The organism is Rhodocaloribacter sp. (genome assembly GCF_056451265.1).
This window is the reverse complement of the sequence record NZ_JBWOPL010000013.1, coordinates 55,610-75,223: the sequence shown is the minus strand read 5'-3', so window position 1 is coordinate 75,223 and position 19,614 is coordinate 55,610. Positions and strand designations below refer to the sequence as shown.

The 19,614-nt window shown below is 65.7% G+C and carries 12 protein-coding genes, 1 tRNA gene and 1 pseudogene; 7 read left to right on the top strand and 7 right to left on the bottom strand.

The genetic code is table 11. The features are described 5' to 3' along the window. Positions 1-159 precede the first annotated feature (159 nt). From purL to AC1HIY_RS01525, 4 genes are all read left to right on the top strand, one after another. Entirely contained in the window at positions 160-2,427 is a 2,268-nt protein-coding gene (gene purL, locus AC1HIY_RS01540; protein WP_479574937.1) for a phosphoribosylformylglycinamidine synthase subunit PurL, read from the top strand. A 174-nt stretch (positions 2,428-2,601) separates the two neighbouring features. After that, on the top strand, positions 2,602-2,952 hold the full coding sequence (gene trxA, locus AC1HIY_RS01535; protein WP_479574936.1) for a thioredoxin: 351 nt from the start codon (positions 2,602-2,604) through the stop codon (positions 2,950-2,952). Between the two features lie 194 nt (positions 2,953-3,146). Next, entirely contained in the window at positions 3,147-4,184 is a 1,038-nt protein-coding gene (gene trxB / locus AC1HIY_RS01530) for a thioredoxin-disulfide reductase (RefSeq protein ID WP_479574935.1), read from the top strand. Positions 4,185-4,237: 53 nt separating this feature from the next. Next, on the top strand, positions 4,238-5,020 hold the full coding sequence (locus AC1HIY_RS01525; RefSeq protein ID WP_479574934.1) for an enoyl-CoA hydratase/isomerase family protein: 783 nt from the start codon (positions 4,238-4,240) through the stop codon (positions 5,018-5,020). A 31-nt stretch (positions 5,021-5,051) separates the two neighbouring features. Here the strand turns inward: AC1HIY_RS01525 and AC1HIY_RS01520 are convergent, their stop codons facing one another. The 3 genes from AC1HIY_RS01520 to AC1HIY_RS01510 all read right to left on the bottom strand — a co-directional run bounded on the left by AC1HIY_RS01520 (position 5,052) and on the right by AC1HIY_RS01510 (position 7,855). After that, positions 5,052-5,915 carry a proline dehydrogenase family protein gene (locus AC1HIY_RS01520; RefSeq protein WP_479574933.1) on the bottom strand — a complete coding sequence of 288 codons (864 nt, stop codon included), beginning with the start codon at positions 5,913-5,915 and terminating at the stop codon, positions 5,052-5,054. A 70-nt stretch (positions 5,916-5,985) separates the two neighbouring features. Then, positions 5,986-7,110 (bottom strand): trans-sulfuration enzyme family protein, encoded by a 1,125-nt coding sequence (locus AC1HIY_RS01515; protein ID WP_479574932.1) that lies wholly within the window; start codon positions 7,108-7,110, stop codon positions 5,986-5,988. Between the two features lie 427 nt (positions 7,111-7,537). After that, the gene (locus AC1HIY_RS01510; protein WP_479574931.1) at positions 7,538-7,855 is read right to left on the bottom strand and encodes a hypothetical protein; all 318 of its coding nucleotides are present in this window, start codon (positions 7,853-7,855) and stop codon (positions 7,538-7,540) included. A 235-nt stretch (positions 7,856-8,090) separates the two neighbouring features. On the opposite strand from AC1HIY_RS01510, the gene AC1HIY_RS01505 reads away from it, so the two are divergent. Further along, positions 8,091-8,837, top strand: a complete 747-nt coding sequence (locus tag AC1HIY_RS01505; RefSeq protein WP_479574930.1) for a hypothetical protein — start codon at positions 8,091-8,093, stop codon at positions 8,835-8,837. 324 nt (positions 8,838-9,161) lie between these two features. Here AC1HIY_RS01505 and AC1HIY_RS01500 read toward each other — a convergent pair whose 3' ends face one another. From AC1HIY_RS01500 to AC1HIY_RS01485, 4 genes and pseudogenes are all read right to left on the bottom strand, one after another. Beyond that, a complete protein-coding gene (locus AC1HIY_RS01500; protein WP_479574929.1) occupies positions 9,162-9,629 on the bottom strand; it encodes a hypothetical protein in 468 nt (155 codons plus the stop codon). 122 nt (positions 9,630-9,751) lie between these two features. Then, on the bottom strand, positions 9,752-11,380 hold the full coding sequence (locus AC1HIY_RS01495) for an amidohydrolase family protein (RefSeq protein WP_479574928.1): 1,629 nt from the start codon (positions 11,378-11,380) through the stop codon (positions 9,752-9,754). A 247-nt stretch (positions 11,381-11,627) separates the two neighbouring features. After that, positions 11,628-11,712 (bottom strand) — tRNA-Ser (locus AC1HIY_RS01490). Positions 11,713-11,919: 207 nt separating this feature from the next. Then, a pseudogene (locus AC1HIY_RS01485) lies at positions 11,920-17,148 on the bottom strand (LAGLIDADG family homing endonuclease); the annotation flags it as partial. Between the two features lie 677 nt (positions 17,149-17,825). On the opposite strand from AC1HIY_RS01485, the gene AC1HIY_RS01480 reads away from it, so the two are divergent. Then, positions 17,826-18,230: a hypothetical protein gene (locus tag AC1HIY_RS01480; protein ID WP_479574927.1), complete on the top strand. Its 405-nt coding sequence runs from the start codon at positions 17,826-17,828 to the stop codon at positions 18,228-18,230. Positions 18,231-18,348: 118 nt separating this feature from the next. Continuing rightward, the gene (locus tag AC1HIY_RS01475) at positions 18,349-19,611 is read left to right on the top strand and encodes a class II D-tagatose-bisphosphate aldolase non-catalytic subunit (RefSeq protein WP_479574926.1); all 1,263 of its coding nucleotides are present in this window, start codon (positions 18,349-18,351) and stop codon (positions 19,609-19,611) included. Positions 19,612-19,614 lie beyond the last annotated feature (3 nt).

The window sequence follows — 19,614 nt, the reverse complement described above, 5'->3', positions numbered from 1 at the left end:
TTGACAGAGGCTTCGCGCCGGGACCCCCGATCTTCTCCGGAAAGGTCGGGGGTCTTTTGTATTTTAAAGAAATCCTTGAAACGTAATGTGTGGGCGGGGGTTTTCAACGTTCTCGCCGGTATTCCATCGGCCTTTCGGCCTTCTGACTTTTGCTTTTTGATGATCTCCACCACGCTGACCGAACCCGAGGTTACGCTCGAACTCGCGCTCGAACATGGCCTGACCGAAGAAGAATACGGCTGGGTCGTCGAGCGGCTCGGGCGCACGCCCACGTACGTCGAACTCGGCATTTACGCGGTGATGTGGAGCGAGCACTGCTCGTACAAAAACTCCATCGCCCTTCTGAAGACCCTCCCGCGTGAAGGCAAGGCGCTCCTCGTGGGCGCGGGCGAGGAGAACGCGGGCCTCGTCGACATCGGTGACGGGTTGGCCGTCGCCTTCAAGATCGAGAGCCACAACCACCCCTCGGCGGTGGAGCCGTATCAGGGGGCGGCCACCGGCGTCGGCGGCATCCAGCGCGACATCTTCACCATGGGCGCCCGGCCCATCGCCTCGCTCAACTCGCTCCGCTTCGGCTCGCTCAAAACCCCCCGTGTGCGCTATCTCTTCGACGGCGTCGTGCGCGGCATCGGCGACTACGGCAACTCCTTCGGCGTGCCCACCGTCGCGGGCGAGGTCTACTTCGATCCCGCCTACGAAGGCAATCCGCTCGTCAATGCGATGAGCGTCGGCCTCGTGAAAGTCGGCGAAACGGCTTCGGCCATCGCCGAGGGCGTCGGCAACCCGGTGTACATCGTCGGATCGGCCACCGGGCGCGACGGCATCCACGGCGCGACGTTCGCCTCCGAGGAGATCTCCGAGGCGAGTGAGGCCAAACGCCCGAGCGTACAGGTCGGCGACCCCTTCACGGAGAAGCTCCTCCTCGAAGCCACGCTCGAAGTCATCCGGAGCGGCGTGGTCGTCGGCATCCAGGACATGGGCGCGGCAGGGCTGACGTGCTCCTCGTGCGAGATGAGCGCCAAAGGCGGCGTCGGCATGAACGTTCACGCCGACCGCGTGCCGATGCGCGAGGAGGGGATGACGCCCTATGAGGTCATGCTCTCGGAAAGCCAGGAGCGTATGCTCATCGTGTGCGAGCGCGGGAAAGAAGCCGAACTGGAAGCCATCTTTGAGAAGTGGGACCTTCACGCCGTGCAGATCGGAGAGGTCACGGGCGACGACCGCGTGCGGGTGTACTGGCACGGCGCGCTCGTGGCCGACGTCCCGGCAGAGCACCTCGTCCTCGGCGGCGGAGCGCCCGTCTATTACCGAGAGACCCGACGCCCCGACTACCTCGACGCCACGGCGGCCTTCGACTTCGCCGCTATCCCGGACGTGACGCCCGCCGCCGCCGCCGAAACGCTGCTGGCCCTCCTCGGCTCTCCGAACATCGCCTCGAAGCGGTGGGTGTTCGAACAGTACGACACGATGGTTCGGACGAACACGGTCGTCGGTCCGGGGCCGAGCGACGCCGCCGTGCTTCGCATCAAGGGGACGCGGAAGGGGCTGGCCGTCAAAACCGACTGCAATGGGCGATACGTGTACCTCAACCCGCGCAAGGGCGGGCAGATCGCCGTGGCCGAGGCGGCGCGGAACGTGGTGTGCGCCGGCGGGCGTCCGATGGCCGTCACGAACTGCCTCAACTTCGGCAATCCGTACAAGCCCGAAGTGTACTGGGTCTTCAAGGAAGCCGTCGGTGGAATGGGCGATGCCTGCCGCGCCTTCGATACGCCGGTGACGGGCGGGAACGTCTCTTTTTACAATGAGAACCCCGACGGCGCGGTCTTCCCCACGCCCACCATCGGCATGCTCGGGCTTCTCGAAGACCTCGACCTTCATACCACCGCCGACCTCAAGGAAGCGGGCGACGTCGTCTTCCTCCTCACCCCGGAGGCGTGGACGCATCGCGACGACCTCGGCGGTTCCGAATACCTCGCCTGCGTGCACGGCGCGACGGTGGGCGACGCGCCCCACTTCGACCTCGCCGAGGAGCAGGCCGTGCAGGAGGCCCTGTGCGCGCTCATCCGCGCCCGGCTCGTGCGAAGCGCGCACGACGTCTCCGACGGCGGTCTGGCCGTATGCCTGGCCGAAAGCGTGATCTTCTCCGACGGCCTCGGCATGTCGGCGCGCCTCGAAGGTAAGGCTTTCCGGCGCGACGCCGTCTTGTTCGGAGAAGCCCAGTCCCGCATCGTCTTCACGACGCGCCCGGATGATGTCGACGCCGTGCGTGAGGCGCTCGCGGGCTTTGCCGTCTCGGCCCATCGCATCGGCGTGGTGACGGCGGACGGGCGGATGACCCTCGCCCTCGACGGCGCGACGGTCATCGACCTGCCGCGCGAGGCGCTGGCAAAGCCCTACGAGGAGACGATCCCCGCCCTCATGAACTGACGAAACGACGGTGACGGTGTAGGCGTCAGCTTTGGTATGGAGATTGCGCACACACGCACGGCGGTCGAAACGGCGCGTGCCTCGCGGGAAACCGGGCCGGCATGGCGGGTGTAACGCTCGACCGCTCGTTTAAACGAATAACGGCATTTGCTCACATAGACGGAGACAGACATTATGGCACAGAACGCCAAATACGTGACCTTGACCGACGAGAACTTTCAGGAAGAAGTGTTGAACGCTGACGTGCCCGTGCTCGTCGATTTCTGGGCGGTCTGGTGTGGACCGTGCCGCGTCATCGCGCCGGTCATCGAACAGCTGGCGGAGGAGTTCGAGGGACGCGCCAAGATTGCCAAGCTCGACGTGGACCACAACCCGCAGACGGCCATGGCTTTCGGCATCCGCTCCATCCCGACGCTCCTCTTCTTCAAAGACGGACAGGTGGTCGATCAGATGATCGGCGGATCGCCCTCGATGAAACGCGCGCTGGCGGCCAAGCTCGAAGCGCTCGCTGCGCAGCCCGCGTGATCTTTGGCTCGATGACGCGTTTGAGGCGCGTCGGCCTCGAACGTATTTTGCCCGGACGCGAGGATCGTCTTCCCGCGTCCGGGCGATTTTTTCGTGGAATACTGGCGCATGAGGCGGCTTCGCCTTTTCTTTCATCACCTCCCGCGCGCGTATTCTGACGCTCCATCCATCGGCATTATAACGGAGAAGGGATCATGGGACAGGGCAAATCTCAGAAGGAAACCCCCGATCTTTCCGCCTTCGAGAACGTGGACTTTTCGGAGGCCGAACACCGCCATGTGGTGATCATCGGCACGGGGCCGGCGGGCCTGACGGCGGCGCTCTATGCCGGGCGCGCCAACCTCGATCCGCTCGTGTATCAGGGGCCTGAGCCCGGCGGACAGCTCATCACCACGACGGACGTGGAGAACTATCCCGGCTTCCCCGACGGCATCCTCGGACCGGAGATGATGCAGCGCTTCGAGGCACAGGCCGAGCGCTTCGGCGCAGAGCTCCGCTGGGGCCTGATCACGGCGGTGGACTTCTCGCAACGGCCCTTCCGCCTGATCGCGGACGAACAGACGCCGCTGCTCGCCGACGCCGTCATCATCGCCACGGGCGCTTCGGCCAAGTACCTCGGCCTGCCGAACGAACAGCGGCTCCTCGGTCGCGGCGTCTCGGCGTGCGCCACGTGCGACGGCGCGTTCTTCCGGGGCGAGGAGGTCGCCATCGTCGGCGGCGGCGATACGGCGGCGGAAGAGGCGCTCTTCCTCACCCGCTTCGCCACGAAGGTCTATCTCATCCACCGCCGCGACGCACTCCGGGCCTCGAAGATCATGCAGGAGCGCGTCTTCAACAATGACAAGATCGAGATGATCTGGAACACGGTCGTGACGGACGTGCTCGGCGAGGAGGAGGTCGAGGGCCTGCGGCTGAAGAACCGGGTGACGGGCGAGGAGTCGACGCTTCCGGTGAAGGGCTTCTTCGTGGCCATCGGGCACAAGCCGAACACGGAGATCTTCAAAGGCTGGCTCGAGATGGACGAGGTGGGCTACATACAGACCCTCCCGAACTCTTCGTACACGAACGTCCCCGGCGTTTTCGCCAGCGGCGACGCGCGGGACCACGTGTACCGGCAGGCCGTGACGGCGGCAGGCACGGGCTGTATGGCCGCCATCGATGCCGAACGCTGGCTCGCCGAGCGCGCCCACGAGGCGGCGGAACACGCCGAGGAAAAGGCCCTCCAATCATAGCCGCCCCGGCGGCGCGGCGTCCTCGTTCCGCGCCGCCGCCATCCCCGAAACTCATGAACGACGCCCTCCTGATCGACCGCCGCGACGGGGTCTGTACGCTGACGATCAACCGCCCGGCGGTGCGCAACGCCGTGGACGAGCCGACGATGATCCGCATCCGCGAGGCCATCGAGGCGAGCGCGGACGACGGCACGCGCGTGATCGTGCTCACCGGGGCGGGCGGCGCGTTCTCGAGCGGGGCCGACATCAAGGCGGCGCTCGAAGCGAAGGTGACGCCGGATACGGCCTACCGCGTGCTGAGCGAAGCGTACGGTCCCACACTCCGCGCCGTGCGAAACAGCCCGTGGCCCGTCATCGCCGCCGTGGACGGGCCGGCCGCCGGCATCGGGCTCGACCTCGCGCTCGCGTGCGACCTCCGCCTGGCTTCCGAACGGGCCGCTTTCGCCGAGCTCTTCATCCGCGTCGGCCTCATCCCCGACGGCGGCGGCACGTACACCCTTCAGCGCCTCGTCGGCGTCGGACGGGCCATGGAGATGATCCTCACCGGCGAGACGGTGGACGCCGCGCGCGCCCACGCCATCGGCCTCGTCAACCGGGTCTTCCCCACCGAAGGCTTTGCCGAAGCCGCCCACGCCTTCGCCGCCAAACTCGCCCGGCAGTCTCCCCTGGCGCTCCAACGCGCCCGGCAGGCCATCCTCGCCGCACAGGAAGGAACCTTCGACGAGGCCCTCGCCCGCGAAGCCGCCCATCAACGCGCCATCTTCGAGAGCGAAGACGGCTTCGAAGGCTTCCGTGCCTTCCTCGAAAAACGTCCGCCGAAGTGGAAGGGGAAGTGAGGCGGCGAATCTGCCGACGCCGTCCCCGGGGTCATTTCCGGAACAGGTTCGAGACGACGAACCAGATGTTCTCTTTCCGCTCGCGGAGGCGGCGGGTGAAGTACGGCAGCCACATCCGCCCGTAGGGCACGTAGACGCGCATGTGATACCCCTCCTTCACGATCTGGACCTGCGTTTCCGGGCGGATGCCGTAGAGCATCTGAAACTCGAAGTCGTCGTGACTGAGGCCTTGCTCGGCGACGAACCGTTTCGTGGCGTCGATGAGCAGGTCGTCGTGCGTGGCGATGCCGGGATAGCGGGCGTGAAGGATGAGTTGCTTCATGTAGGCGATATACCGCTCGCGGATGACGGCCATGTCCTGATAGGCGATCTCGGGCGGCTCTTTGTAGGCTCCTTTGCACAGGCGCACGCGCGCGTTGAGCTCGCACATCCGTTCCACGTCTTTCGCCGTGCGCTTGAGGTACGCCTGCAGCACGATGCCCACGTGGTCCGGGTATTCGGGATACACCGCCTCGAACATCGAAAGCGTGGACTCGGTGACGTCGCTGCCTTCCATGTCGAGCCGGACGAAGATGTCGTGCGCCTTCGCTTCGGCGAGGAGCGTGCGGAGGTTGCCGAGGCCGAGGTCATAGTCGATCTTCTGTCCCATCATCGAGAGTTTGATGGAGATCGAGGCTTTGAGGCCGTTTTTTTCGCGCTCTTCGGAAAGCGTGTGGATGAGTCCGATGTAGAGGTCGCGGGCTTTGTTCGCCAGCGCCGGATCGTCGATGTATTCGCCGAGGAGGTCGAGCGTGACGAAGAGGCCTTTTCGGTTGAGGTCGCGCACGATGGGGAGCGCGCCTTCGAGCGTTTCGGCAGCCACAAAGCGCCGGGCGAGGAAGAAGGGAAGCCGCATGCGTTCGAGATGATGGATGGGAGGAAGAGCCGTTCCGAATATAACGTTTAAAGAGGAACGGGGGGAGGCGTCAGGAGCCGAGGGCCTGAGAAAGATCGGCGAGGAGGTCGTCCGGATGCTCGAGTCCGATGGAAAGGCGGAGGAGCGTTTCGGGGGTGCGGGAGGGGGGCGCTTCGATGGAGGCGCGGTGCTCGATGAGGCTCTCGACGCCGCCGAGGCTCGTGGCGCGGGTGAAGACCTTCACGCGGGCGGCCACGCCGAGGGCCTCGTCCCGCCCGCCTCGCACCTCGATAGACAGCATGGCGCCGTCGTCGTCCATCTGTCGCCGGGCGACGGCGTGGCCGGGATGCTCGGGCAGCGACGGGTGATGCACGCGGGCGACGGCGGGGTGGGTCTGAAGGAAGGCGGCGAGGCGGCGCGCGGTGTCGCACTGCATCCGGAGGCGAGCCGCAAGCGTGCGCATGCCCCGGAGCGCAAGCCACGCGCCGAAGGGGTCCATCACGGCCCCGGCGCTCGTCTGAAGCGCCCGCACCCGCTCGGCAAAGGCATCCTCGGTGCGGAAGACGACCGCGCCGCCGAGCACGTCCGAGTGGCCGCCGAGGTACTTCGTCACCGAGTGGAGCACGAGGTCGGCTTCGTGCTCGAAGGGCCGCTGAAGGAAGGGCGTCATCCATGTGCTGTCGACGAGGAGACGGGCGTCGGCGGCGTGGGCGCGCTCGGCCACGGCTCGCAGATCGGTGATCTTGAGCATCGGGTTCGACGGCGTCTCGGTCCACACGAGCCGGGTCGTCGGCCGGAGGGCGGCTTCGACGGCGTCGAGGTCGGTCATGTCCACCGTGGACCACACAAGGCCCCACTCGGCAAAGACCGTCTCGACGAGGCGGCGCACGCCGTAATACACGTCGTCGGGCAGGAGGAGGTGATCGCCGGGGCGGAGGGCCTGAAGCACCGCCGTGGCGGCGGCCATGCCGGAGGCGAAAGCCGCGCACGAGGCGCCCCCTTCGAGCGCGGCGAGCGCCGTCTCGAAACGAAGGCGCGTCGGGTTGGCGAGGCGACTGTAGACGAAGCCGCGCGGGTACACGCCGTCGGCCCCCCGCTCGTACGTCGTGGACAGATGGATCGGCGGGATCAGCGCGCCCGTTTCCGGATCCGGCACGCCGCCGGCCTGTGCGAGTCGGGTTTCGAGATGCGGCATGGCGACCGGGGAAGATGGAGGCAGGGGCGTCGACAAAAGTACGGATTTTTCCACGCAAAGCGAGCGTCGCCGCGGTTCCGCTTCCACAACCCGGGGCTGATGCGGCCGGGAGGGTCTTCGAAAGGAGCGCTCACTCGGCGCGCCGTGCACATGAAACGGGGCAAACAGACGGCATGCTAAAATAAGTGCACCCCCTGAATTGAACCGAAATCGCCCCTTTGGATCGTTTTTAGACGGGAACAAGGTGTTTCTGAGGCGCGCGACGAAATCGCTTCGTAACAATGACGCGCGCTCCGCCGTAGGGGGGGATGCGTCTTACGATGAGTGGTTGTGGGGACGCTCGGCGACCGATCGCGCACACAGGATCGCCGGGCGTCCCCCGCCATTTATCGCCGGTGTGAGGCGCCGGTGTGCTACGTGCCCGCCGCTATTCATTCTTCAGGGGCCGGACCACCACAAAGCTCGTGTGACGGACCAACTTGGCCGTGCCGTCCTGCTCCTCTTGCTTCTTGAGCGCCTTCAACTCTTTCTTCAAAGCCTCGACCCGTTCGCTGTAGGCATACGTGCGCCGCGCCCCGACGGCCAGCTCATATCCGGCATATTCGGCCCGTTCCTCCGGCTCCTCCCACAACGCCGCCAGAATCACGGGTTGCAGTTCCTTGAGCTCTTCTTCCAGCCGTTTCATCTCGGCCTTGATTTCGAGGTAGCGTTTGAGGGGGCGCTCGTCGTCGAGGTAGCGAAGCATGTCGGGAAGCGGCTGGTGAAAAAGAACCGTCGGCATGGAGAGGAATCAATATAACGAGCGCGAAAGATCTTCGAGGGGGTCTTTTTCGTATCTTTGTCCGAACGGCGGGAGAGGGGCTGTCGAGGATCCCGCTTTTCGTGACAAAGGCGACGCCCGATCGCCACGATTTTCCGGCATCGGAACCGGCGCCTGTGCGTTAGAGGTGAGAATCGGTCACGAGACATGGAGGGGGGACATGAGGCCTTTTTTCAAAAACGCCCGGCGGCGCTTCGGGACGATCGCGGCGTCGCTGGCGCTGGCGTCGATGGGGCTCGTCGGCTGCCGCTCGACGAGCGCCGTCGGACCGGGTGCGTCCGCGCCTCCACCCGGCGACGGCGCTTCGGGCGAAACCTTCGTGGCGCTCCTCGGCTACAGCAACACCCTCGGCACGGCAGAGGCCGTCGCCCGGCTCGGGTATGAGGGGTTTTTCGCGCCGGCGCAGGACATCCGGCGGGGGCAAAAGCTCCTCATCGACCGGCCGGGCGACCTCCGCGAAAATCTCGTGCGGGCGCTGCGCGGGCAGGTCGACTATGCCGAACGCACCGGGAAGACCATCGACGCGGTGTGGTGGCAGATCGGTATCCGGCGGCAGCAAAACCCGATGCCGAGTGAGGCCCAACGGCGCGCCGCCGACCGCCTGGTGACACTTCTGGAGGAGATGCTGCCGGGGGTGGAACTCTACGTTTCGTCCATGACGCCGTACGAGGGGCACGAGTGCGCCGGCGCGGGGCCGTCCGGCCCTGCCGCGAGCGCCGTCCTCGCCGATATGCTCGCCCGGACACACGCGCACGTACACCGGGTCCCCGCATTTCCGCCGCTCCGACGCGAGGAGACGCGCGACGGCTGCCATCCGACCGACGAAGTGTATCTCCGCAATGCGCGGGCGCTCGTCGCCTCCTTCGAGACCTTCCGGGCGCAGGGCGAGAAGCGCTCGAGGAAATAGGGGGCGCGCCCTCGTGAAAATGCGCCGCGCTCAAAAATTTCGGTAAAGGACCTTATCACGCCGGTAAGCGTGCCGATGACGTGCCTATGGGAGCGTGTGAAAAAAAGAGGCCCGGTCCCCCACCAAAAGACCGGGCCTTCACATCACCCATCGATGTGCATAACAGGAGACATGTTGCCGAGATAGAGACGGCCGGTCAATTCGTTTTCAGAGGAGCGCCCCGAAGACTTTCTCGGGCGCTCCTTTTTGAGGCCTGACCGCACCCGGCGCGTCGCCGAAGGAATGGGGCTTCGGGAGTGTGTCGCTGACGGCGAGCCCTCCCCGTTATTGAAACTGCCGGTCGGTATAGTCTACCACGTCCTCGCGCGAGATCACGCGCCACGTCGGAGTGCCGAGGCGTTGTGTATTGGTGCGTCGGAACGTGGCGCGGAGGAACACCTCCTTGCGTTTGTTCGGCCGGGCGCCCTCGTACGAAAACGCGCCCCAGTGGAAGATCCAGTACGCATCCGGCGGCTCGATGCCGTAGGTGCGCCCGATCATCTCGGCGAGGTGGCGAGCGTCGTTCACCGTGGACGGCCCCTTGTTCTCCGCCAACTCCCGGATCACGACGACGTGCGTGTGGTCCTCGTCGGAGGGTGGGGTCTTGTAGAGTCGGACGCGGCACGTCCCCGTGCCGTCATATCCTTTCCACGTAAAGAGCGTGTCGGCGACGAGCTGGGCGCGCGCGGGACCGGCGAGGGAGACGATTGCGCACAGAAGCGCGGCCAGGCGACAGAGGGCGGGTGAGCGCATAGGAACCTCCGGGTCTGATGGTAAAAGAGCGTGCGGCGTGGAAATCCGCGCCGTGCCTTTACCCTAAAACCCGGAAATCGCGTTTTTATAACCTCGTCCGTCTCCGGGGCCCGCGCGCGTGCTCACCGGTCGTTGGGCGGCATCGTCGGGGGGGCCGTCTCGACGGGCATCGGGCCGGGGGGCAGCCCGGCCTCTTCCTTGGCGCGGGCCACCATCGCACGCACGTCGGCCAGGAGCGCCTTCGCGTCGTAGATGATGCCGTCTTTGAGGGTCCACTTCACCCCGCCGACGCGCTCGACCGCGCCCGTCTCGTCGTTGAGCTTGATCGCGCCGGTGCCGTAGAGCACCTTGAGGTTCTCCAGCGGGTTCTCTTCGACGACGACGAGGTCGGCTTTCTTCCCGACCTGCACACTGCCGATCTCGCCGTCGAGCCCGAGCGCTTCGGCGCCCTTGAGCGTGGCCGACCACAGCACTTCGAGCGGGTGGAAGCCGGCTTCACGGAGCAGTTCGAGCTCGCGGATGTAGGCGAAGCCGTAGAGTTGATAGATGAAGCCCGAGTCGCTGCCCGTGGTGACGCGCCCGCCCCGGTTCTTGTACTCGTTGATGAAGGTCATCCAGAGGCGGTAGTTCTCGCGCCAGGCGACCTCGTCCTCCGTCGTCCAGTAGAACCAGTACGATCCGTGCGCGCGACGGCTGGGGCGGTAGAAGTTCCAGAGCGAAGGAAGCGTGTAGTCGTCGTGCCACTCGGCGCGCATGGCCCGCATGACGTCGCGGCTGGCTTCGTAGATGTTGAAGGTCGGGTCGATGGTGAAGTCGAGGGCGAGGAGCGAGTCCATCACCGCGTTCCACTTCGGGCTGTACGGCGGCGCGGCCTGCTTCCACAGCCGTCCCGCCTGGCCGAAGCGGTCCTGTTCGTTGAGGTAGTTGTAGTCGAGCGGATAGTGCTGCACGATGCGGTCGGTGAAGAGCGCTTCGGGCAGGCCGTACCAGTGCTCCATCGAGCCGAGGCCCCACGTGGCGGACTGCAACGCGTTGACGCGCGTGACGGCGAGTTGTGCGTGGTGCATGGCCGTGCCGAGGCCCTGCCGCTTCGCCTCGTCGAGGGCGGCCTTCATGATCTCCGGGGGCGCGCCGAAGAACTTGATGCCGTCCATGCCTTTTTCCTTTACGAAACGCACCCATTCGCGGGCGTCTTCGGGCGTGACGATCGGGCGGTCCCAGCCGGATCCGAAGGCGGCATACGCCACGATGCGCGGCGCGGTGATCTCGTTTTTTGCGCTCTTCTCCCGGTGTTCGAGCGTCCAGTCGAGGCCGTTGCCGCTGCCGGGGTCGCGGATGGTGGTGACGCCGTGGCCCATCCACAGCTTGAAGACGTACTCGGCGGGCGTGCCCTGACGCGCCCCGCCGATGTGCGCGTGCATGTCGACGAAGCCGGGGAGGACGTACATGCCGTGGACGTCGAGTTCGCGGTCGCCGGCGGCGGGCCGGTCCTCCTCGCGGATCGGCGTGCCGGGATAGCCGACGTTCTTGATTTCGACGATCCGGTTGCCTTCGACGACGATGTCCACGGGGCCGATGGGAGGCGCGCCGCTGCCGTCGATGAGCGTGCCGCCGCGGAGCACGAGGCGGTCGTAGGGACCGTCGCCCTCGGCGCGGGGCGGTGCGGGCGTGACCTGTGCGAGGACGATCCCGACGCCGAGCCAGACAAGAAGGCTCAAGGCGAGCAGGCGCAGGGTAAGACGGGTGCGCATGAGCTTGAAAGAGGTTGGGGCGGAAAAGAACGAAGGTGTGGCAATGCGGTGCGCCCCAAACATAGGAAAAAATCGGCAGAGAGGCAGGCCGGTTTGCGAGCGCGCCCACCGGCCGCGCCCGGGAAAAGAGACGCCCGGCGACGAAGCGGACAAGGGGCGCTTTATCATGCCGCGGCTATGCAAGCAGTGAGGTTCGCCGCGAACACTTTTTACGCCGCCTGCCCGCTTCGCCGCCGGGCGAAAGAAGCGGAGGGGGTGGGATTCGAACCCACGATACCTTGCGGTATGCCGGTTTTCAAGACCGGTGCATTCGACCACTCTGCCACCCCTCCGAAGGGGACCTTCGCGTCGATGGAAATGGCGGGCGTCGAGCGGAGACCGAAACGCCGGGCGCCGCGGCAGGTTTCGAAAGCACCCGGACCCGGGGCTCGGCGGAAGGAGCATGCGCAAAAAAAGCGCCCGGCCTTCCCACCGGGCCGGGCGCTTTCCATTGTCCGGGCCTTCGGGCGGTTCCGAAGCCCCGGCTATTTTGCCCCTGCTCACCCGCACCCGCTCGACGAGCCGCAGTTCGGGCAGGCATAACACGCGCCGCTGCGGACGGTGATCGAGCCGCAGTTCGGGCACGGCGGGGCGTCGTCCTGGTTCTGGAACGACGCCGTCGTATCGGCGGGCGACGACGGGTCGGCTTGCCGGTTGGCGCGCTCGGCGGCTTCGAAGAAGACCTCCACCGTGGACCCCACCAGCGTATCGACCGGCCCTTTGCCTTCGTCGAAGAGGTTGATCTGCTTCTCGTCGGTGGCCGGGCCGCTGCGATTGACGACTTCCGCAACGGCCTCGTTAGGGTTTACGGGTGCTTCCTCCTTCACCTGCCCCAGAAACTTGAGCGAGAGATAGCGGAAGATGTAGTCCATGATCGACTTGGCGATCGGGATCTGCCGGTTGTTCGTGAAGCCGCTCGGCTCGAAGCGCATGTGGCTGAACTTGACGCACATGTCTTCGAGGGGCACGCCGTATTGGAGCGCGAGCGAGATCGACGTGGCGAAGGCGTCCATCAGCCCGGAGATCGTCGAGCCTTCTTTCGCCATCGTGATGAAGATCTCGCCCGGCATGTGCGTGTCCGGGTAGAGGCCGATGTGGAGGTAGCCCTCGTGCCCGGCGATGGAGAACTTGTGCGTGATCGAGGGCCGCTCGTCCGGCAGGCGCTTGCGCACCGTCTGATACACCACCTTCTCGACGATCTTCTCGACGATCTCCGGCTCGTCGCTCGTCGCCATGCCGTCGCCCGAAGCCTCGATCTCCTTGCCCTTCGTATTGCCGCCCTTCGAGGTGGCCAGGGGCTGGCTCCGCTTCGAGTTCTCGCGGTAGATGGCCACGGCCTTCAGCCCGAGCTTCCACCCCTGCACGTACGCGTCGGCGATCTCCTCCACCGTGGTGGTCTCCGGCATATTGACCGTGTTGTGGTTGATGACCCCGTTGCCGATAAACGCATGATTGCCCGGCACCTGGAAATCGTAGACCTCTGCGATGCCGGAAGTGATGTCGCGCACCGGTACGAAATGCACGTCGCTCTCGACGATCTCGGCCAATTCCGGAAGCGGGTATTGCTGATAGAAGTCGGCGGTGGTTTTCCGGGAAACGTTCTGCGTTCGCTTATCGAACACGTTGCGCCACGCCTGCGTGTTGTGGTCGGCATAGACCGCCGCCTGCATGGCTTCACGGTAGCAAGGCACGACGTCCGACCAGGCGCCATCCGGCTTCTCCGCCAGCATCGCCACGGCATCGGCCAGGCTGCGGCGCTTGTGCGGCTCGTCGAGCGTAAACAGTGCGGCAAAGCGACAGACGTCGTGCCCGTGGAGGCAGAGTTGATGAAAGGTGCGGTCGTAAACCTTATTGTGCTTCCGAATGATGTTCGCCCGCAGGCCGAAATTGTTGAGGACGACCTGAAGCTGACGGATGAGAGCCTCAGACTTCAGGCAGATTGCAGTCATTCCATCCTTACGCCGCACAAAGCCGTCGAGCCAGAGCCCGCCGACGAAAGCCTGCACGGTCGCGCGGCTCGATTGGAGAACGGCCCAGGGCATCTCCTTCGTGCCGGCGTCTCCCCCGCATCCCAGCCAATCCAGCAGTTCGTACAGGCTTTTCGAAGCCACCACCAGGCTCTTCACGCCGTTGCGCGCATCGACGACGATCTTTCCTTCAAGGCCGAAGAGATCAAGCACGGCAGCCTGACAGCGTTCCAGCACGACGCGGTTGTTGTTCGTGATGCAGACCGTCCAGTTGCTGCGGTTCTTGTTGCCTTCGGCGATGTAGGCGCCGAGGAGCCAGCCCAGTTCAGGCGTTACCCGTGCCGGCACGCGCATCGATTTCTGACACCCGTAGAGGGGAGAAGGTCGGAACGTGATCTCCACGTCTTCCGATGCCCACAGGTCGGTTCCGAGACGAATGGCGACGTAATCTTCCGCGGTGATCTGACTGAGGTGCTTCCAGTCGTAGCCCGTCTCGTTCGCTACTTTCACGCGGTGATTCGGCGTCCCCTCGATCGTACGTCCATCGGCGAGGGTGAGTTTGATCGTCGGGCGCATCCCGCCGTAGTAGAAGAGGTCGGCCTTCTGCGGTTCGTCGATGGAGGCCAGTTTGAGATCCATCTTCCGAAAGCTGTCCGGCTTCTCGCCGCCGTAGAACTGCCCAATGGGGATGATCCCCTGCTCGGTGAGGATGAGCGTATCTCCGGTTACACACTTCGAAATGGCTCCCGAGATGAAGGGCTGGCAGGCCGCCATCATGCGGATGTGGCCCATGGGAGCGATCGAGCGTGTGCCCTTGAAGGGCTTGAAGGCGCAGTCGAAGACCGGGAGGTGCTCTTCGCGGAAGCCCGGCGCGCCCTCGATGGTGTCGTTTGCCTCGATGTATTCGAGGATAGCCGCGCGCTCGGCTTCGTCGTAGCCGAGGCGTTCGAGCGCTTCCGGCACCGTGCGGTTGACGATCTTGAGCAGCCCGTCTCCCTTGCCCGCGAGGAGTTTGTATTTGACGAGGGCGATGTCCGGCTCGATGCCCGTGGTGTCGCAGTCCATCATGAAGGCGATGGTGCCGGTGGGCGCGAGCACGGTGGCCTGCGCGTTGCGGTAGCCGTGCCGCTCGCCGAGCGCCACCATGCGATCGGCCGAGGCCTGCGCGGCTTCGCGGAGGTAGGCCGGGCAGCGCGGGTCGATGTCGGCGACGGCGGCGCGGTGCATGCGCATCACTTCGAGGAACGGCGTGCGGTTCTGCTCATAGCCGTCGAAGGGACCGATCTTCCGGTTGGCGGCGATCTCGGCGCTGCGGGCGAAAGCCTCGCAATGCTCGATGGCCATGACGGCGCCCGCCACGGCGCGGCCCTCGTCGCTGTCGTACGGGAGGCCCATCGACATCAGGAGCGCGCCAAGGTTGGCGAAGCCGAGCCCGAGCGGGCGATAGGCATGGCTGTTCTCGGCAATGCTCGCCGACGGGTACCCGGCGTTGTCGACGAGGATCTCCATCGCCGTGATGAAAAGACGCGCCGCCGCACGGAACCGCTCGACGTCGAAACGCCCGTCTTCCTTCAGGAACTTGCGCAGGTTCAGCGAGGCCAGGTTGCACGCCGAGTTGTCCAAAAACATGTACTCGGAGCAGTTGTGGACGGCCACCCCGTTGGCGACGAAGTGGTCGGTCACCGGCTCGGTCAGGTCATAGACCGGCTCCTCCCCCAGCAGTTCGAGCGTGACGACCCGGTCGGTCATCGCGTCCCGACAGGTGGATACGCGCTCGTTGAGGCGGCGCAGGGCTTCGGCCTTCGGGCTCTCGGGCAAAAAGCCGATTTCATGCTCGAACCGAACGCGGCTGTCGCGGGTGATGCGCAGGCTGTGCATCTGCTCGACGGGGTGCTCCTTCAGCCCACCTGGCCCGTCGGAGAGCAGCGCGCGGTCGGTGAGACGCCGGTTACGGTAGATCTTGCTCTTGATGCCAAAGCCGAGCAGGAGAAGCTGCACCTGGCGGAGGAGTTCCTCGCTGCCGGAGTCGAGGCCCACATACGGGCTCTTGTCGGTGGAATCGACGACCGCGCCGTCGGCGGTGAAGAGGCCGCGCATCAGGGCGGCGATGCTCTGCCGGTCGAGGCGGAGGGCGCGGTCGGTCAGCCGCTTGCCGGCGCTGCCCTGATCGAGCACGGCCCACGGCGCCAAGACGTCGGCGACGGTGGCGCTCGCGGCACGCTCCGTCACCGCGAGGGCCCACCCGGTGTCCTTGTTCATCGTCCGCGTTGCCGCATGCCCGGAAACACAGCCGTCGCCGAGCATGAGGCCGACGTATTCGGCCACGTCCGCTTCCAGCGTCTCGGCGCCGAAGCGCGGTGCGACGAGGCGGACAACGTCGTCCCGGGTCAGTTCGCAGGCGGGTACGTCGCCCCGGTTCTCCGTCCAGACGCGGTGGTCGGCCGTGAGCTTGACTTCATAGCCGCTCTTCGTGCGCAGGCGATAGACCGGCTTGACGCCTGTCTCGATGACGCGGGTGGTGCGGTGCAGCTTGCCGTCGAGGCCGACGACCTTCGGCGTCTCGCCGAGCAGGCTGTCGATGCGGCGCAGACCGTCGGCAGTGGCCACCAGCGTATCCCCCGTCACGCAAGGGTTGCTCGAGTTGATCGGCCCGGAGTTTTTGCACGTGTGCCACTTCTGGATGGTGTCCTCATACTGAAGGCCGGGGTCGCCGCAGATCCACGTGCCTTCGGCGATCTTTTCGAGCAGGGTGGCGGCGTCCACCTCTTCGACGGCGTCGCCGGTGAGCACGGCGCGGAGCGCATACGACGCCCGGTTGTCCGCCGCGTGCATGAACTCATCGGTGACGCGCACGGACTGGTTCACGTTCTGGAAAGCGACCGAGCCGTAGGCGGGGCCGTTGAACGAGCCGTCATAACCCTGCTCGATGAGCGCCCAGGCCTTCTTCTCTTCCTCCTGTTTGGCCTCGACGAACTCCATGATGTCGGGGTGCCACACTTTCAGCGTCTGCATAATGGCGGCCCGCCGCGTTTTGCCGCCGCTCTTGATGGTGCCGCCGGTGGCGTCCTGCACCCGCATGAAGGAAACCGGCCCCGACGGGATGCCGCCGCCGGAGAGCTTCTCGCGCGAGGAGCGCAGCTTCGACCAGTCCGCGCCCACCCCGGAGCCGTACTTGAACAGCCGGGCGCTCTCGCCCATGAGCTGCCAGATGTCGTCGATGGAGTCCTCGACGGAGATGATGAAACAGGCCGAAGCCTGCGGGCGCTCGTACGGGTCCACCTCGACGATCTTCTTCCGCTTGCGGTCCCACCCGTAGATCGTCTTTCCGCCGGTGTCGCGCACGCCGTACTGTTGGTGCAAACCCACGTTGAACCACACGGGGCTGTTGAAGGAGCCGTACTGGTTGACGCAAAGCCACGTCAACTCGTCGTAGAAGCGCTCGCCGTCGGCTTTCGTGGCGAAGTAATGCTGCTTGATGCCCCAGTCGGCAATGGTGCGCGTGACGCGGTGGATCAGTTGCCGGAGCGAATGCTCGCGCCCGCCCTTCGCCGGATCCTCGCCGGCGTGCGTGAGGTCGCCGTAAAAATATTTGCTGGCGACCACGTTCGTGGCAAGCCGGCTCCAACTCTTCGGAAACGAGACGCCTTTCTGTTCAAAGATCGCCTGGCCCGTGTGATTTTTGATGACGGCGTCACGGGTTTCCCACGTCACGGAATCGAAGGGATCCGCGCCTTCGGCAGAGAAAACGCGCGAGATGGCGAGGCCGCCTTCGAGCTGCTCCGGCTCAGGCGTTTCGCTCTCGAACAAAGTGGTGTCGGTGGATGGGGAAGCAGGCATACAGAGACTCCGGATCGGTAACGGTGAAACAAATGTGAGCGGGCGGAAAGGGGGCTCTCGACCGGGCGTTAGTGGGTGGGACGCCGGGATCGGAAAAGAGCGGGTGCGGCGCAACGGAGATGACGCACCCGTCAGCATGAGAAAGCTCCACACACGACCCATTTCACCAGGAAAAATAACGGCTTATTGCCCGCAGGCGATAAACCGTTCGAGAGACAATCGGGGCCGTGTGCTTTACTAATAAAACGGGTGAAGAGCCGTTATGCAAGCATTTTTTTTCCACAATTTGTTCCGGGCTCCGGGGCCTCTCGGGCGCGCTCGAAGGCCCGTGACGCGCCATTGAGAGGGTATGGATCCGTTATTGTCACCAGATCCGGGGAACGGGGGGAAGATGGGATGCCGGTTATCCACAGGAGGGCTTCGATCAGACTCAATAACGGTTTTCCCGAGGGGTCAATAACGGCCTCCCGGCGCGAGCCCGGCAGCCCCTCCGGCGAAACCGGAGCCCTCGTGCAAAGTTCATGGATAAAAACCGGGGCTGTTTTGTAGATTGTGTGTGTTGAACAGGTTTATGCAATCCCCCAACAACGAAGCCTTATAGAATGGATTTCAACGAACGGAGCGCTTATCCACATCCCGACGATTTTAAGGTGATGCGGCCCGAATACACGGAACTGGAAGACGGCTTCTTTCAGGCGACGATCACCATTGCCCCGTTCAAGGTGACGGGCCGGAGCGCCACGAAGGCCGGCGCGCGGCGCGCGGCGATCTATGAAGCGGCGAAGACCTACCGCTCGTATCACCCCTCGTATCGCATCGAGAGCCCGTATCCGGACGAGTTCGTCGATCAGGAGGGCATGCACTGGCGGCGCGTCTCTCCCATGCAGCGCGAGAAGCTCGGCGACTACGTGTTCGTCGATCAGGAGGGCGAGGAGGATTACGCCGACATCGAGACGATGCTGATGTGGGACGTGCGGCCCGCGCCGGTGGAAGAGGAGACCGAATAACGCGCCGTGCGGCATACGATTTCGAAGCGCCTCGGGGAGCATCTCCGGGGCGCTTTCTTTATGTTCGGGGGATTGTGTTTCACCCTGACGACCCGTCGCGTGGACGGGGGAGACGCCGATGTCCGTTTCGGATACGCCCCGGACGGCCCGCCTGCGGGCAAGGGCCGAGGCGGCTCGCTTGCCGCTCGCGGCGGTGATGGCCCGCGCGCTCGCCCGCGCGACGGAGCGCCGCACGCTCCTCGCCGTATGCCCGAACTCGGACGCCGTGACGCGGGCCGCCCTTCGCGCCGCCCGGGAAGCCGACGCGCCCCTCTTCCTCGCCGCCACGCTCAATCAGGTGGATCGCGACGGCGGATATACGGGCCGGACCCCGGCGGCGCTCGCGGCCTTCGTGCGAGACGAAAGCGCTCGCCTGGGCCTCGACGTGCCGGTGGTGCTCGGCCTCGACCACGGCGGGCCGTGGAAGAAAGACGCGCATCTTTCCGGGGGGCTCGACTACGAACGCACCTTCGCCGAGGTGACGCGCACCCTCGAAGTATGCCTCGACGCCGGGTACGGCCTGCTCCACCTCGACGCCACGACGGACCCGCGTCACCCGCGCGGCGTCCCCGTGACGGTGATGGCGGAACGGACGACGGCGCTCATGCGGCACGCCGAGGCGTATCGACGTCGGCGCGGGCTCCCGCCGCCGGCGTATGAGGCCGGAGCGGAGGAAACGGGCGGCGGACCCGAGGGCGAGCGGCGTTTCGCGGCTTTTCTCGACACGCTTGCCCGAAAGCTCGACGCGGCCGCGCTCCCGCGCCCGACCTTCGTCGTCGGAGACGTGGGGGTGGCGCTCGACGCCGCCCGCTTCGACGCCGCCCGCGCCCGACGGATGGCGGCCCGCGCCCGCGCCTTCGGGGCGCTCCTCAAAGGACACTATACCGACGCCGTCGAAGACCTCGTCGCCTATCCGCTCGCGGGCGTCGGCGGCGCGAACGTCGGGCCGGGGCTGGCCGCCGTCGAGCACGCGGCGCTCATGGACCTCGTCGCGCTCGAACGGCGGCTCGGGCACGACGCGGGCTTCGCCGAGACGCTCCGCCGCGCCGTCATCGCGAGCGGACGGTGGAAGAAATGGCTCCGCGCCGACGAGACGGACCGGCCCTTCGATGCCCTCCCGCCGGAGCGGCAGGCGTGGCTCGTCGAGACGGGCAGCCGGTACGTGTGGACGCATCCGGACGTGGCCGAAGCGCGGCGGCGGCTGTACCGAAACGTGCGCCCCCTCCGTGATGCCGACGCCTTCGTCGTCTGGCGCATCGAGGAAGCCATCCTCCGGTACCTCCATGCCTTCCACCTTGCCGGTTTCACCGACCGCCTCGTCGAGATCGTCGAGACCGAATGAGGG

Coding starts and splice junctions, on each gene's coding strand:
- purL (WP_479574937.1), top strand. CDS start 160: ATGATCTCCACCACGCTGACCGAACCCGAGGTTACGCTCGAACTCGCG.
- trxA (WP_479574936.1), top strand. CDS start 2,602: ATGGCACAGAACGCCAAATACGTGACCTTGACCGACGAGAACTTTCAG.
- trxB (WP_479574935.1), top strand. CDS start 3,147: ATGGGACAGGGCAAATCTCAGAAGGAAACCCCCGATCTTTCCGCCTTC.
- AC1HIY_RS01525 (WP_479574934.1), top strand. CDS start 4,238: ATGAACGACGCCCTCCTGATCGACCGCCGCGACGGGGTCTGTACGCTG.
- AC1HIY_RS01520 (WP_479574933.1), bottom strand. CDS start 5,915: ATGCGGCTTCCCTTCTTCCTCGCCCGGCGCTTTGTGGCTGCCGAAACG.
- AC1HIY_RS01515 (WP_479574932.1), bottom strand. CDS start 7,110: ATGCCGCATCTCGAAACCCGACTCGCACAGGCCGGCGGCGTGCCGGAT.
- AC1HIY_RS01510 (WP_479574931.1), bottom strand. CDS start 7,855: ATGCTTCGCTACCTCGACGACGAGCGCCCCCTCAAACGCTACCTCGAA.
- AC1HIY_RS01505 (WP_479574930.1), top strand. CDS start 8,091: ATGAGGCCTTTTTTCAAAAACGCCCGGCGGCGCTTCGGGACGATCGCG.
- AC1HIY_RS01500 (WP_479574929.1), bottom strand. CDS start 9,629: ATGCGCTCACCCGCCCTCTGTCGCCTGGCCGCGCTTCTGTGCGCAATC.
- AC1HIY_RS01495 (WP_479574928.1), bottom strand. CDS start 11,380: ATGCGCACCCGTCTTACCCTGCGCCTGCTCGCCTTGAGCCTTCTTGTC.
- AC1HIY_RS01480 (WP_479574927.1), top strand. CDS start 17,826: ATGGATTTCAACGAACGGAGCGCTTATCCACATCCCGACGATTTTAAG.
- AC1HIY_RS01475 (WP_479574926.1), top strand. CDS start 18,349: ATGTCCGTTTCGGATACGCCCCGGACGGCCCGCCTGCGGGCAAGGGCC.